This window comes from Deinococcus metalli, from assembly GCF_014201805.1.
Lineage (GTDB): Bacteria > Deinococcota > Deinococci > Deinococcales > Deinococcaceae > Deinococcus > Deinococcus metalli.
In genome coordinates, this window is record NZ_JACHFK010000003.1 from 267,135 (window position 1) to 279,835 (window position 12,701).

12 protein-coding genes are annotated in these 12,701 nt (G+C 70.8%); 8 read left to right on the forward strand and 4 right to left on the reverse strand.

The genetic code is table 11. The features are described from left to right. Positions 1-53: 53 nt before the first annotated feature. The 5 genes from kdpF to HNQ07_RS08305 all read left to right on the forward strand — a co-directional run bounded on the left by kdpF (position 54) and on the right by HNQ07_RS08305 (position 5,842). A complete protein-coding gene (gene kdpF, locus HNQ07_RS24350; protein ID WP_229831909.1) occupies positions 54-134 on the forward strand; it encodes a K(+)-transporting ATPase subunit F in 81 nt (26 codons plus the stop codon). Beyond that, complete coding sequence (gene kdpA, locus HNQ07_RS08290) at positions 135-1,838, forward strand: potassium-transporting ATPase subunit KdpA (protein WP_184110575.1); 1,704 nt, start codon at positions 135-137, stop codon at positions 1,836-1,838. Next, the gene (gene kdpC / locus HNQ07_RS08295) at positions 1,835-2,470 is read left to right on the forward strand and encodes a potassium-transporting ATPase subunit KdpC (protein WP_184110576.1); all 636 of its coding nucleotides are present in this window, start codon (positions 1,835-1,837) and stop codon (positions 2,468-2,470) included. The genes kdpA and kdpC overlap by 4 nt, the downstream gene beginning before the upstream one ends. 4 nt (positions 2,471-2,474) lie before the next feature. After that, entirely contained in the window at positions 2,475-3,566 is a 1,092-nt protein-coding gene (locus tag HNQ07_RS08300) for a sensor histidine kinase KdpD (RefSeq protein WP_184110577.1), read from the forward strand. Between the two features lie 86 nt (positions 3,567-3,652). Continuing rightward, the gene (locus HNQ07_RS08305) at positions 3,653-5,842 is read left to right on the forward strand and encodes an APC family permease (RefSeq protein ID WP_184110578.1); all 2,190 of its coding nucleotides are present in this window, start codon (positions 3,653-3,655) and stop codon (positions 5,840-5,842) included. A 204-nt stretch (positions 5,843-6,046) separates the two neighbouring features. On the opposite strand, the gene HNQ07_RS08310 is transcribed toward HNQ07_RS08305, so the two are convergent. Next, complete coding sequence (locus tag HNQ07_RS08310) at positions 6,047-6,943, reverse strand: SDR family oxidoreductase (RefSeq protein ID WP_184110580.1); 897 nt, start codon at positions 6,941-6,943, stop codon at positions 6,047-6,049. Between the two features lie 170 nt (positions 6,944-7,113). Here HNQ07_RS08310 and HNQ07_RS08315 point away from each other — a divergent pair, with 170 nt between their 5' ends. Beyond that, positions 7,114-8,364, forward strand: coding sequence for an MFS transporter (locus HNQ07_RS08315; protein WP_229831886.1), 1,251 nt, complete (start codon positions 7,114-7,116; stop codon positions 8,362-8,364). A gap of 45 nt (positions 8,365-8,409) precedes the next feature. On the opposite strand, the gene obgE is transcribed toward HNQ07_RS08315, so the two are convergent. The 3 genes from obgE to rplU all read right to left on the reverse strand — a co-directional run bounded on the left by obgE (position 8,410) and on the right by rplU (position 10,449). Beyond that, positions 8,410-9,735, reverse strand: coding sequence for a GTPase ObgE (gene obgE / locus HNQ07_RS08320; protein WP_184110582.1), 1,326 nt, complete (start codon positions 9,733-9,735; stop codon positions 8,410-8,412). 118 nt (positions 9,736-9,853) lie between these two features. Further along, a complete protein-coding gene (rpmA, locus tag HNQ07_RS08325) occupies positions 9,854-10,129 on the reverse strand; it encodes a 50S ribosomal protein L27 (protein WP_184110584.1) in 276 nt (91 codons plus the stop codon). Positions 10,130-10,146: 17 nt separating this feature from the next. After that, positions 10,147-10,449, reverse strand: a complete 303-nt coding sequence (gene rplU, locus HNQ07_RS08330; RefSeq protein ID WP_184110586.1) for a 50S ribosomal protein L21 — start codon at positions 10,447-10,449, stop codon at positions 10,147-10,149. A gap of 381 nt (positions 10,450-10,830) precedes the next feature. Here rplU and HNQ07_RS08335 point away from each other — a divergent pair, with 381 nt between their 5' ends. After that, entirely contained in the window at positions 10,831-11,208 is a 378-nt protein-coding gene (locus HNQ07_RS08335) for a YkvA family protein (protein WP_184110588.1), read from the forward strand. 59 nt (positions 11,209-11,267) lie between these two features. After that, complete coding sequence (locus HNQ07_RS08340) at positions 11,268-12,680, forward strand: tetratricopeptide repeat protein (protein ID WP_184110590.1); 1,413 nt, start codon at positions 11,268-11,270, stop codon at positions 12,678-12,680. Positions 12,681-12,701: the final 21 nt, after the last annotated feature.

A 12,701-nucleotide genomic window follows, 5' to 3' on the forward strand; every position in this document is an offset into this window, starting at 1 on the left:
ACCGTCGTGTGCTTCGGAGTGATCGCGCTCGCCCTGCGGGGCATGGAGAAGCTGTGATCCTCTTTCTGGCCGCCGTATCGCTGCTGATCGCCGCGTATCTCGTGTATTCCCTGCTCCGCCCGGAGGACTTCTAAATGTCGGCTGCCCTGCTTCAGATCATCATCCTGCTGGCCATCACGGTGGCGCTGGTCGTGCCGGTCGGTACGTGGCTGCACGGCGTGTTCACCGGCGAGCGCCACACCGCGCCCGAACGCCTCACGTACCGCGTGCTGGGCGTGGACCCCGATGAGGGCATGGACTGGCGGCGCTACGGGCTGGTGCTGGTCGTCAGCAACCTCGTGATGCTGCTCGTGTCGTACCTTCTTATCCGCCTTCAGGCGGCGCTGCCGTGGAATCCGTCGGGCTTCGCGGCGCAGGCCCCGGACCTCGCGTGGAACACGGCCGTGTCGTTCATGACCAACACCAACTGGCAGGCGTACAGCGGTGAGCAGAGCCTGTCGTACTTCTCGCAGATGGCCGTGCTGACCACCTTCATGTTCACGTCGGCCGCCACGGGCTTCGCGGCGGCCGTGGCGTTCATGCGCGGGCTGGCGGGCAAGAGCGGCGCGAACCTCGGGAACTTCTGGGTGGACGTGACCCGCATCATCTACCGCGTGTTCCTGCCGCTGAGCTTCGTGCTGGCGCTGGTCCTGATCTGGCAGGGCGTGCCGCAGACGCTGCACCCGACCGTGACGGCCACGACCGTGGAGGGCGCCGCGCAGCGGATCGCGCTGGGGCCGGTGGCGAGCCTGGAGAGCATCAAGCACCTCGGCACGAACGGCGGCGGCTTCTTCTCCATGAACTCCGCGCATCCCTTCGAGAACCCCACGCCCCTGACGAACGCGCTGGAGATCCTGGCCATGCTGCTCCTCCCTACGTCGCTGACCTACGCCTTCGGGCGGATGCTGGCAAGCCGCCGGCAGGGCTGGGTGATCTTCGGCGGGATGTTCGCGCTGTTCGTGGTGTTCCTCGCCGTGATGTTCGGGGCCGAGCAGCGCGGCAATCCCATCCTGGGCACCCTGGGCGCGGACCAGACGATCACGGCCACGCAGGCGGGCGGCAACATGGAGGGCAAGGAAGTGCGCTTCGGTGTGGGTCAGACGGCGCTGTTCGCCACGACCACCACCGCCGCCACGACCGGCAGCGTGGACGCCATGCACGATTCCCTCACGCCGCTGGGCGGCCTGGCGGCCCTCGTGCAGATGCAGCTCAACAGCGTCTTCGGCGGCAAGGGCGTGGGCTTCATCAACTTCGTGCAGTACGTGATCCTGAGCGTGTTCATTGCCGGCCTGATGGTCGGGCGCACGCCGGAATTCCTGGGCAAGAAGGTCGAGGCGCGCGAGGTGAAACTCGTCATGCTCGCCGTCCTGGCGCACCCGCTGAGCATCCTGGGCTTCACCGCGCTGGCTGTGACTCTGCCCAGTGCGCTTGGCAGCCTGAACAACCCCGGCGCGCACGGCTTCAGCGAGGTGCTGTACGCGTACACGTCCGGCACGGCGAACAACGGCTCGGCCTTCGGGGGCCTGAACGCGAACACGCCGTTTTACAACCTCACCATCGGGCTGGCCATGCTGATCGGGCGCTACCTGACGCTGCTTCCGATGCTGGCGGTGGCTGGCCTGCTCGCCGTTAAGACGCGGGTGCCGAGGAGCAGCGGCACCCTGCCCACCGACACCGCCCTGTTCGGCGGCCTGACCGTGTCGGTCATCGTGATCGTGGGCGCCCTGACCTTCCTGCCGGCCCTGACCCTCGGGCCGATCGCCGACCACGTGCAGATGCTGCAAGGAGCTGTGAAATGACCGTTCCCACCCCCGCCGATCCCGCGCCCGCCACGCCCCTCGCCCGCGTCCTGCTGTCCTCCGTGCTCGCCGCCGTGCTGTTCACGCTGGTGTGCGGCCTGGCGTACCCGCTGCTGACCACCCTGGCCGGAACCGTCCTGTTCCCGGCGCAGGCGCAGGGCAGCATGATCGAGCGGGACGGACGGGTGGTCGGTTCCGCGCTGATCGGGCAGGCCTTCAGCGCGCCGCAGTACCTGCACGGCCGGCCCAGCCAGACGAACAGGACCGACGGCAGCGGCCCGCAGCCCTACAACGCCGAGAACAGCGGCGCGAGCAACTGGGGGCCGACCAACGCCAAACTGAGTGACGCCGTGAAGGGCCGGATCGCCGCCTTCCGCAGTGAGAACGGCCTGAACGCCACAGCACCCGTGCCCGTCGATATGGTCACGGCGTCCGCCAGCGGTCTCGACCCGGACATCAGCGTGGCGGGGGCGCTGGCGCAGGTCGGCCGGATCGCGCAGGCCCGGAAGGTCACGCCCGCGCAGGTCGAGGCGGTCATCCGCGCGCACGTCACCGGCCGCAGCCTGGGCTTCCTGGGCGAGGAGCGCGTGAACGTCCTGAGCGCGAACCTCGCGCTGGACGCGCTGAAGTGACGCCATGACCGAACCCGTCCGCCTGACCCGCGAGAAGGCCCCGCAGGACGCGCCGCGCGGCACGCACCGGGTCTTCCTGGGCATGGCGGCCGGGGTGGGGAAGACCGTGCGCGCCCTGAACGACCTGCGTGACCGCGCGGCGCGCGGCGAGGACGTCGTGATCGGCGTGCTGGAAACGCACGGCCGGGCCGGCACGCTCGCGGCGGCGGCGGGCCTGCCGGTCTTCCCGCGCGTGGAGCTGCCGCGCGGCGACGCGGTGCTGACCGAGCCGGACATCGAGGGCCTGATCGCCCGGCACCCGGACGTGGTCCTGATGGACGAGCTGGCGCACACCAACGCGCCCGGCAGCGCCCGCGCCAAGCGCTGGCAGGACGTGGGAGCGCTGCTCGCGGCGGGGATCGACGTGCACAGCACCCTGAACGTGCAGCACCTGGAGTCCCTGAACGACGTGGTCGCCCGCCTGACTGGCGTGCGTGTGCGCGAGCGCGTGCCGGACCACGTGCTGGAGGAAGCCGACGAGATCGTGCTGGTGGACCTGCCGCCCGAGGACCTGCGCCAGCGTCTGCGCGACGGGCTGGTGTACGGCCCGGAAAAGGTCGAGCAGGCCCTGGGGAACTTCTTCACCACACCGAACCTCACGGCGCTGCGCGAGGTCGCCCTGCGGCACGTGGCCCAGACGGTGGAGGCCACGCCGCCCGACGGTCAGCCGGGTGCGCACGAGGTCGTGGTGGTCGCCATCGCCGCGGAGGCGACGGCGCTGAGGCTGATCCGCCGCGGCGGGCAGTTCGCGGGGCGCCTGCGCGCGGAACTGCACGTGGTGACCGTGAACACGGCCCGGCTGTCGCACGAGCAGTCGCGGCTGCTGGACACCTGCCGCGAGATCACGCAGGCGCTGGGCGGCACCTTCGAGGTGCTGCCCGCGCAGGGCGGCGTGGCGGGCACCCTGGTCGCGTACGTGCGGCGCGTGAACGCCACGCAGGTCGTGCTGGGCGAGACGAGCCGCTCGCGCTGGCTGGAGCTGCTGCGCGGCGACATCATCAAGGTCGTGCTGCGCGACACCCGGGACGTGGACGTGCATGTGATCGGGCGCGACTGACCGGGCCGGCCACGCCCGGCGCTTCCTCAAGAAACCGCGTGGACCGTGCTGACGCGCGCAAGTGAGAGGAGGATTACACTGCCGCAATGCCCTCCGCCCGACCTGCGCGCAGTCCGTTCATGACGTGGTTCCTGGAGTCCAACCAGCCGGAACCCGAGGGCTACTACGAACAGGAAAAGGAGGTCGCGGCGCAGCACCACACCCAGCCGTGGTGGAAGGTGATGTGCCTGACGGGGGTGGACTACTTCTCCACGCTGGGATACCAGCCGGGTATCGCGGCGCTGGCGGCGGGCGCGCTGTCGCCCATCGCCACGCTGGTGCTGGTGCTGGTCACGCTGTTCGGAGCGCTGCCGATGTACCGCCGCGTCGCCCAGGAGAGTCCGCACGGCGACGGCAGCCTGAGCATGCTCGAGCGCCTGCTGGACTACTGGCCCAGCAAGGTGCTGGTGCTCGCGCTGATCGGCTTCGTCGCCACGGGCTTCGTGATCACCATCACGCTGTCGGCGGCGGACGCCTCGGCGCACCTGGTCGAGAACCCGCTGCTGAAATCGGCGCTGTCCGGCCGGGAGATTCCCGTCACGCTGATCCTGATCGCGCTGCTGGCGGCGGTGTTCCTCAAGGGCTTCAAGGAAGCGGTGGGGATCGCGGTCGGGATCGTCGCGCTGTACCTCGCCCTCAGCGTGCTGGTGGTGGGGCGCGGCTTCCTGGATGTCGCCACGAACCCGCAGGTGCTGAGCGGGTGGTGGGACGCCCTGACGCACGCGTACGCGTCGCCGCTGGCGATCGTGGGCGCGGCCCTGCTGGTGTTTCCCGCACTGGCGCTGGGCCTGTCGGGCTTCGAGACTGGGGTCGTCGTGATGCCGCTGGTCAAGGGTGATCCCGGCGACACGCCGGCGCAGCCCACCGGCCGTATCCGCAACGCCCGCAAGCTGCTCACCACCGCCGCGCTGATCATGAGCGTCATGCTGATCGGCTCGTCGCTGGTCACCACCCTGCTGATTCCCCGCCACGAATTCTGGGCGGAGACCAGTGTGACCCGCGTCCTGAACGGCGCGGACCTGCGGGCGGGCCGCGCCGTGATCGACGTGCCGCTCGACAACTCCAACCGCCCGCGCGAGGTCTACACCCTGCCGCTGCCGGCTGGGCGCACCGGCACCTACACCGTGCAGGCCGACACGGTGGGCGGCCCGGTGCCGATCACGGTCAGCGTGGCCGGCGGCGCGGACGGCAGCAGCGTGCCGGTCACGGTGACCACACCGTCCGGGGCGGCGAACGGGCGCGCGCTGGCGTACCTGGCGCACAACCGCTTCGGCGAGGCCTTCGGCACACTGTACGACGCGTCCACCATCCTGATCCTGTGGTTCGCGGGCGCGTCGGCCATGGCGGGGCTGCTGAACATCGTGCCGCGCTACCTGCCGCGCTACGGCATGGCCCCCGACTGGGCGCGCGCCACCCGGCCGCTGGTCGTGCTGTTCACGCTGATCAGCGCCCTGGTCACGCTGGCCTTCCGCGCCGATGTGGACGCGCAGGCCGGCGCGTACGCGACCGGGGTGCTGGCGCTGATGACCTCGGCCGCCATCGCGGTCTTCCTGACCGAACTGCGGCGGGGGCACCGCGGTCCGGCCGCCGCCTTCGCGGTGGTCAGCGCGATCTTCATCTACACCAGCGCCGTGACCGTCGGGGAGCGCCCCGAGGGCCTGTGGATCGCGTCCCTGTTCATCCTGGGCATCCTGGTGGTCAGCGTCGGCTCGCGCATCTCGCGCAGCACCGAACTGCGCGTGCAGCAGGTCGTGCTGGACGACTCGGCCCAGGCCATGCTGGACGACGTGGCGTCACGCGGGCTGCCGGTACGCTTCATCGCCAACCGCCTGAACGAGGGCGACGACCTCGAATACCGCGAGAAGGCGCTGGAGGTGCGGCTCGACAACCACCTGTCGCCCGGCGAGGCCGCGCTGTTCCTGGAAGTCGCCATCGACGACGCCAGCGACTTCAGCGCCACCGTGCCGGTCACCGGCGTGCGCGTGGGCTCGCACGCGATCCTGCGCGCGTCGGGCAGCAGCGTGCCGAACACGCTGGCCGCCGTGCTGCTGCACGTCCGCGACCTGACCGGCCGCCCGCCGCACGTGTACTTCGAGTGGAGCGAGAAGGGCCCCGCCCAGAACGCCCTGCGCTTCCTGCTGGCCGGCGAGGGCGACGTGCCGCCGCTCACCCACGAGATCCTGCGCGTGGCCGAGCGCGACGCGCGCCGCCGCCCGATGGTGCATGTGGGTGGCTGAGCTGGGAACAAAGGCGGCACCGGGACGGCGAGGGCGGCCGTCCCGGTCTTCATTCCTGTGCCGGCTCACGGCGGCCACCAGATCAGTTGAAGGTCTTAGCTTCCACTGATCTGGTGCGAGCAGAGCGGGTGACCGCAACAGACAGCGGTCGGAGTGGAATTGATGGTGGTGTCGTCGCACCATCAATGCAACGGAGTACCGCTGTCAGAACACCTTGCCGCCGGTGACGGGGTACACGCCGCCCGTCATGTAACTGCCCTCCTGCGACGCCAGCAGCACGTAGATGGGCGCGATCTCGGCCGGCTGGCCGGGGCGGCCCAGCGGCGTGTCCTGGCCGAAGGTCCTCACCTTCTCCTGGCTCTGGCCGCCGCTGGGTTGCAGCACCGTCCAGAACGGGCCGGGCGCCACCGAGTTCACGCGGATGCCCTTCTCGGCGAGTTGGCCCGCCAGGGCCTCGGTGTACGCGGCGATGGCGGCCTTGGTGGTCGCGTAGTCCAGCAGCGTCGGGGAGGGCTGGTGCGCGTTGATGGAGGACGTCGTGATGATCGACGCGCCGGCCGGCAGGTGCGGGATCGCCGCCTGCGTGATCCAGAACAGCGCGTACACGTTCGTCTTGAAGGTCTGGTCGAACTGCTCGGAGGTGATCTCGTCCACCGACTCGCGGAACACCTGCTTGCCGGCGTTGCTGACCAGGATGTCCAGGCCGCCGAGTTCCTGCACGGTCCGCTCCACGAGCTGCCGGCAGAACGCCTCGTCCTTCAGGTCGCCGGGGATCGCCACGGCCTTGCGGCCCGCGTCCTCGATCAATTTGATCACCTGCTGCGCGTCCTGTTCCTCGTCCGGCAGGTAGTTGATGGCGACGTCGGCGCCCTCGCGGGCGTACGCGATCGCCACCGCCCGCCCGATGCCCGAGTCCCCGCCGGTGATCAGCGCCCTGCGGCCCTCCAGGCGGCCCGATCCCCGGTAGCTGTCCTCACCGTGGTCGGGCTCGGGCACCATCCGCGCGGCCAGACCGGGCGCCGGCTGCGGCTGTTCGGGGAAGGGGGGCTTGGGGTACTGCTCGCGCGGATCGCGCAGTTCATAGGGATTCTTGGCCGCCATGTCCCGACCGTAGAAGCCGGGTGCATGAAAACCCTGGGAGGAGGCCCAAGCCTGGGTCGGGTGGGGGTGAAGCTGTCCTTCAGTCAGCTCGGGGCCGGGTTCTCTGGGCCGTCCAGCCCAGCGGAGCGCCCGCCCGCGCGGGGACACCGGAGCGCGCTACCCTCGGCCACGTGACTGCCGCGCCCCCCGACGCCCTGCGGCCCAGCGCGGCGCAACTTGGCCTGATCGGCGCGAACTTCCTGATGTGGAGCGGCTTTTTTGCCGTCATTCCGCTGGTGACCGTCCATTTCAGCGGCTCGCCCGCACAGGGCGGCCTGGGCTGGCCCGCCGCGACGGTCGGCGTGATCCTGGGCCTGCGCCAGCTGACGCAGCAGGGCCTGACGGTGTTCGGCGGCGCGTGGGCCGATCACCTGGGTCCCAAACCACTGATCCTGGCCGGGTGCCTGCTGCGTACCCTGGGCTTTGCGTGGATGGGTTTTGCCACCACGCCGGGCGTGCTGCTGGCCGCCGCGGTGCTCGCCGGCGTGGGCGGCGGCCTGTTCGACGCGCCGAAGAACGCCGCGATCACCGCCGTCACGCGGCCCGAGCAGCGCGCGCGGATGTTCAGCCTGACCAGCATCTCGGGGAACCTCGGCATGGTGGGCGGCCCGCTGATCGGCGCGGCGCTGCTCGCGCTGGGCTTCCGCACGGCGGCCTTCGCCGCGGCCAGCGTGTACCTGCTCGCCGCCGGCGTGATGGCCGCGACGCTGCCGCACCTGCGCCCGGAGCGCGCGCCCGCCCGTGGACTGGCGGGCCTGGCGCGGGCGGCGGCAGACGTGCCCTTCCGCCGCTTCACGCTGGTGCTGATCGGGTATTTCGTCCTGAGCACGCAGATCAACGTGGCGATCACCCTCAAGGCGATCAGCCTGGCCGGACCGCACGCGACCGGGCCGCTGTACGGCCTGTCGGCGGGGCTGGCGGTGGTGCTCCAGTACCCGCTGCTGCGCGCCGTGGAACGCCACCTGCCGCTGCGCGCCGCGCTCGTCGGAGCGGTCGTGCTGGTGGGCGTCAGCCTGGGCCTGATGGCGCTGGCGACCACCTTCCCGGCGCTGCTGGCGTGCGTGGCGCTGTACTCGCTGGGCACCATGCTGGTGTACCCCGCCCAGCAGACCCTGACCGCCCGCTTCGCGCCGCCCGCCTCGATCGGCAGTTACTTCGGCTTCAGCGCGATCAGCCTGGGGGCCGGCGGCGCGCTCGGCAGCGCCCTGGGCGGCGTGCTGGTGGATGCTGGCGCGCGGATCGGCGTGCCGGCCCTGCCGTGGCTCACCCTCGCGGTGATCGGGGGCGTGACTGCCCTGGGCCTGCGCTGGGCGCTGCGCGGTCTCGACCGCCCCGACGACGTGGAGGCCACAGGCGCCGCCCCCATCGGCGAGGGCTCCTGACCGTCCGCCGATGGGGGTGAATGAAGCGCTGGAGGTCTTCGCCGCTCAGCCCCGCTCGGCCTCGTCGTCGAAGTACTCGAAGCGGTGCGAGCCGATCTCCACGGTGTCGCCCTCGCGGGCGCCGGCGCGTTTCAGGGCGTTGTACAGGCCCTGACGGCGGAACACGCTGCCCAGGTACTCGGACGCGTCTTCCAGGTAGCGCGAGAAGCGCGTGATGCGCGCCTCGAAGCCGCCCCCGTGCACCGTCCACACGCGTTCCGGCTGTCCGTCGCTGACGATGCCCACGCCGCGCGCCGCCGGGTCGATACGGAACTCGATCCGCAGGGCCTCGTCCACAACCACGTCGGGCTCCAGCTCCAGCGCGTGCCGTTCCGTCCACAGCTCAAAGGCGGGCATCATCTGGAACAGCGTCTCGCGCAGCTCTGACAGCCCCAGGCCGTCCTTCGCGCTGACCTTCAGCACCGGCAGGCCGGACTCCGCGAGTTCGTCCTCGACCATGGTGGCGAGGTCCGCGTCCACCAGTTCCACCTTGTTCAGCGCGATCAGCGCGACGTTCTCCAGCAGCGTCGGGTCGTAGGCCTGGAGTTCGGCCTGGAGTGATCTCAGCTCGCCCACCGGGTCGCGGGTCACGTCCAGCACGTACACCAGCAGGCGGGTGCGGCTGATGTGCCGCAGGAACTCCAGCCCCAGGCCCCGGCCCTCGCTGGCGCCCTCGATGATGCCCGGGATGTCCGCCATGGTGAAGCGCTCGTCGTGGCCCTCGCGCGCCACCACGCCCAGGATCGGTGACAGCGTGGTGAACGGGTAATCCGCGATCATGGGGTTGGCGCGGGACAGCGCGGCCAGCAGCGAACTCTTGCCCGCGTTCGGGTAGCCGACCAGCCCCACGTCCGCGATCAGCCGCAGTTCCAGCCGCACGCGGCGTTTCTGGCCCGGCACGCCCAGTTCCGCGAACCGCGGGGCCTGGCGGGTGGAACTCGTGAAGGTGCTGTTGCCGCGGCCGCCCGGCCCGCCTCGCGCGATGATCTTCTGCTGCCCCACCGCGACCAGATCAGCCAGCACGCGGCCGCTGTCCTCGTCGAAGGCGGTGGTGCCCACGGGCACGTCGATGTACACGTCCTCGCCGTCGGCGCCCTGCCGCAGCCGGCCCTCGCCGTACGCGCCGTTGGGCGCCTTGAACTTGCGGCGGCCCAGCAGCCGCTCCAGCGACTCCACACCCTCAATGGCCCGCAGGATGATGTCGCCGCCCTTGCCGCCGTGCCCACCGTCCGGGCCACCCTTTTCCATGTACTTCGCCCGGTGGAAGCTCATGGAGCCGTCCCCGCCGTTCCCGGCGGCCACCTCGATATTCAGTACGTCACGAAATGCCATATGCCTACCTCTGTGTTGTGCTGCCCTGTGTTATGACCGCCAAAACGTGCCGCTGGCGCAGGAAAAGAAAATGCGCCCGGCCCTTCTCGCGGGCAGGGCGCACCAAAACGGCTTGACGTCAGTCCGCCGCGACGTCCACGCTGGGCACTTCGATGCTGATGAAGCGGCCGGTGCGGCCACGGTTGGTGAACACGACCTTGCCCGCTTCCAGCGCGAACAGGGTGTGGTCGCGGCCCATGCCCACGTTAGGGCCGGCCTTGAACTTCGTGCCGCGCTGACGGACCAGGATGTTGCCGGCCAGCACCTGCTCGCCGCCGAACTTCTTGACGCCCAGCATCTTGGGCTGGCTGTCACGTCCGTTCTTCGAGGACCCTACGCCTTTCTTGTGTGCCATGTGGTCTCAGCCTCCCCTTAACCCTTGATCCCGACGATCTTCAGGGTGGTGTAATCCTGGCGGTGGCCCGTGCGGCGACGGTACTGCACGCCGCTCTTGTACTTGCGGATGTAGATCTTGGGGCCGCGGCCGTGCTGCACGACCTCGGCGTTCACGACGAACTGGCCCACGGCGTCGCCGAACAGGGCCTTGTCGCCGCCCACGAACAGGGGCTTGAGGTCGATCGTGTCGCCCGCTTCGCCCTTCAGGCTCTCGACGTGGATGACGTCGCCTTCAGAGACGCGGTACTGCTTTCCGCCGGTTTCGATGATTGCAAACATGGTTCTCTCCCGCCTTGTCGCGCTCCGGAACGCTGCCTGGAGTCGCAGGACTGCCGAACCCACCACAGGGCGGGTCACCAAACAGAGACTGTAGCACATCCGGGCGGACGCTGGAATACGCGGGAACACACCCGGAACCGGCGGCGGAACCGGAAGCGGGGCAAGCAGGGAGCACGGCCCCCAGCAGGTGGGGGTGCAGTGGTGCTCGGTGCGTGTTCCCGTCTCCGTGAACGTGTCCTCGCGGTACACGTGGACTCGCGTGGGCGAGTCTCGTTCCTGAACCTCCGGGCCAGCCCGCGACTGACGGGCACGGCTGCAAGCTAGGAGTGTAGCACGGCCGCCCGCCGGAACTCCATGCGGCCTGGGAGCGTAGTGCCGGGCATGATCTTCTCGCCTGTCCTGACCCGACTGCGGCCCATTTGGCGCGACGCGCTGGCCCTGCTGTACGCCGTCCGCGACCGCCGCACGCCGGACCGCGCGCGCTGGATCGCGGCGGGCGCGCTGCTGTACGCCCTGAGCCCCGTGGACCTGCTGCCGGACGGCGTGCCGCTGCTGGGCATGGGCGACGACCTGGTGATCGTGCCGGCGCTGCTGGCGTATGCCGCGCGGGGCCTGCCCGCGCCGGTGCTCGCCGACGCGCGCGCCCGGTCCGCGCGGCTGAGCCGTCAGGTGCCGTGGCTGCTGCCGGCGCTGGTCGGGCTGCTGGTGGTGGGGGCCGTGCTGGCGGTGTGGGGTCTGCTGCGGCTCGCACGCGGCTGAAGGTGCCGGGAGCCCGGGTCACGCCGGGCGCGGAACGCCGCGCGCTATCCTGGGGAAGAATGATTGACGCGGCCACCACCTGGCACCAGGCCACTGCGGCGCTCGCGGGCAGCGAGTACGACTCGGCCTTCGACGTGCTGGAGCACGCCATGAACGAGGCCAGCCGGGACGTGCGGGCCCGCCTGGCCCTGTACCTGGGCAGCCTGCACACCCTGTACGGCGACGCCGCCACCGACCCCCTCGCTGCGGCCTTGCAGGAGGCCCGCACCCTGAACCCGGCCCTGCGCGCTGATCCGCTGTACCAGGCGCTCTCCGCGGAGCTGGACGCCCGCACGCGCGGCCCGGACGCCGCGGCGCCGCCCCCGCAGGCGACGGGTGCGGCCGATCCGCTGGCGCGGTACCACGCCGTGTGCGCGCTGGCGCTGTCCGACCGGCACCAGGAGGCGCTGGACGTGGTGCTGGCCAGCACCGAACTGCCCGAGCACCTGCGCTGGAGGCTGCGCTCGTGGCAGGCGGACGCGCAGGAGCAGCTGGGCCACACCGCGGACGCCGTGCTGCTGTACGCCGAGGCGGCGCACCTCGCGCAGGGCATCGACCGGGCGACCATGCTGCAGGAACAGGCGGCGCTGCTGATCCAGCAGGGGCAGGCGGAGAACGCCAAGACCGTGCTGGACCAGGCGCGGCCACTGTACCCGCAGCGGCCGAACGAGGAAGAAGCGCTGGGCCTGGCCACCTGGCACTATCTGCGGGCCCAGGCGCTGCTGAATTCCGGCCAGCCGGACGCGGCGCTCGACATGATCCGCGAGGCTGACCGCCTGGAGCGCGAGCACGGCGATCCCAGCTACGGCGTGTCGCTGGTGCGCGGGCAGGTGCTGGCCCAGCTCGGCCGGCAGGAGGAGGCGCTGGAATCCTTCGCGAACGCCCTGACGCTCGCCAGCGACGTTGACCGGCCCTACGCGAACCATGAGCTGGGCGTGGCGCTGCTCGACCTCGACCGGCCCGTCGAGGCGCGCGAGAAGCTCGAGAGCGTTCTGAACGAGCCCGAGTACCCGTACCACCCGGAGGTGCTGGCCGACATCGCCGAGTGCGACTACCGCCTGGGCCGGCTCCAGGAAGCGCAGCTGGAGGCCGAGCAGGCGCTCGCGCAGGGCGCGGTCGTGCCGGCCAGCTTGGTGCTGGGCTCCGTTGCCCTGGACTACTTCCAGCTCGACGACGCCCTGGAGCACTACGAGCGCGTGATCCGCGAGGCCGCCCCCGACAGCCGCGACTGGATCACCGGGCACCAGATGGCCGCGGACGTGATGGCCCAGCAGGGTTTCCCGAACCCGGCGGCCGCGTACGCGCACGCCCAGCAGGCGCTGGCGTCCACGCCCGAAAGCGACGACTGGCACGTGACCCTGCAAGATCACCTGCGCAAGGCCGAGGCGATGCTGGAGCAGGGCGGCGCGCCGGGCGGCCGCATGCTGAACTGACATGACGCCGCGCCGTGGCCG

What these genes read in the sequence shown, in the direction of transcription:
- kdpA (WP_184110575.1), top strand. Translation starts at nt 135, where the DNA reads ATGTCGGCTGCCCTGCTTCAGATCATCATCCTGCTGGCCATCACGGTG.
- HNQ07_RS08310 (WP_184110580.1), bottom strand. Translation starts at nt 6,943, where the DNA reads ATGGCGGCCAAGAATCCCTATGAACTGCGCGATCCGCGCGAGCAGTAC.
- obgE (WP_184110582.1), bottom strand. Translation starts at nt 9,735, where the DNA reads ATGGCATTTCGTGACGTACTGAATATCGAGGTGGCCGCCGGGAACGGC.
- rplU (WP_184110586.1), bottom strand. Translation starts at nt 10,449, where the DNA reads ATGTTTGCAATCATCGAAACCGGCGGAAAGCAGTACCGCGTCTCTGAA.
- HNQ07_RS08335 (WP_184110588.1), top strand. Translation starts at nt 10,831, where the DNA reads ATGATCTTCTCGCCTGTCCTGACCCGACTGCGGCCCATTTGGCGCGAC.
- kdpC (WP_184110576.1), top strand. Translation starts at nt 1,835, where the DNA reads ATGACCGTTCCCACCCCCGCCGATCCCGCGCCCGCCACGCCCCTCGCC.
- HNQ07_RS08300 (WP_184110577.1), top strand. Translation starts at nt 2,475, where the DNA reads ATGACCGAACCCGTCCGCCTGACCCGCGAGAAGGCCCCGCAGGACGCG.
- HNQ07_RS08305 (WP_184110578.1), top strand. Translation starts at nt 3,653, where the DNA reads ATGCCCTCCGCCCGACCTGCGCGCAGTCCGTTCATGACGTGGTTCCTG.
- HNQ07_RS08340 (WP_184110590.1), top strand. Translation starts at nt 11,268, where the DNA reads ATGATTGACGCGGCCACCACCTGGCACCAGGCCACTGCGGCGCTCGCG.
- rpmA (WP_184110584.1), bottom strand. Translation starts at nt 10,129, where the DNA reads ATGGCACACAAGAAAGGCGTAGGGTCCTCGAAGAACGGACGTGACAGC.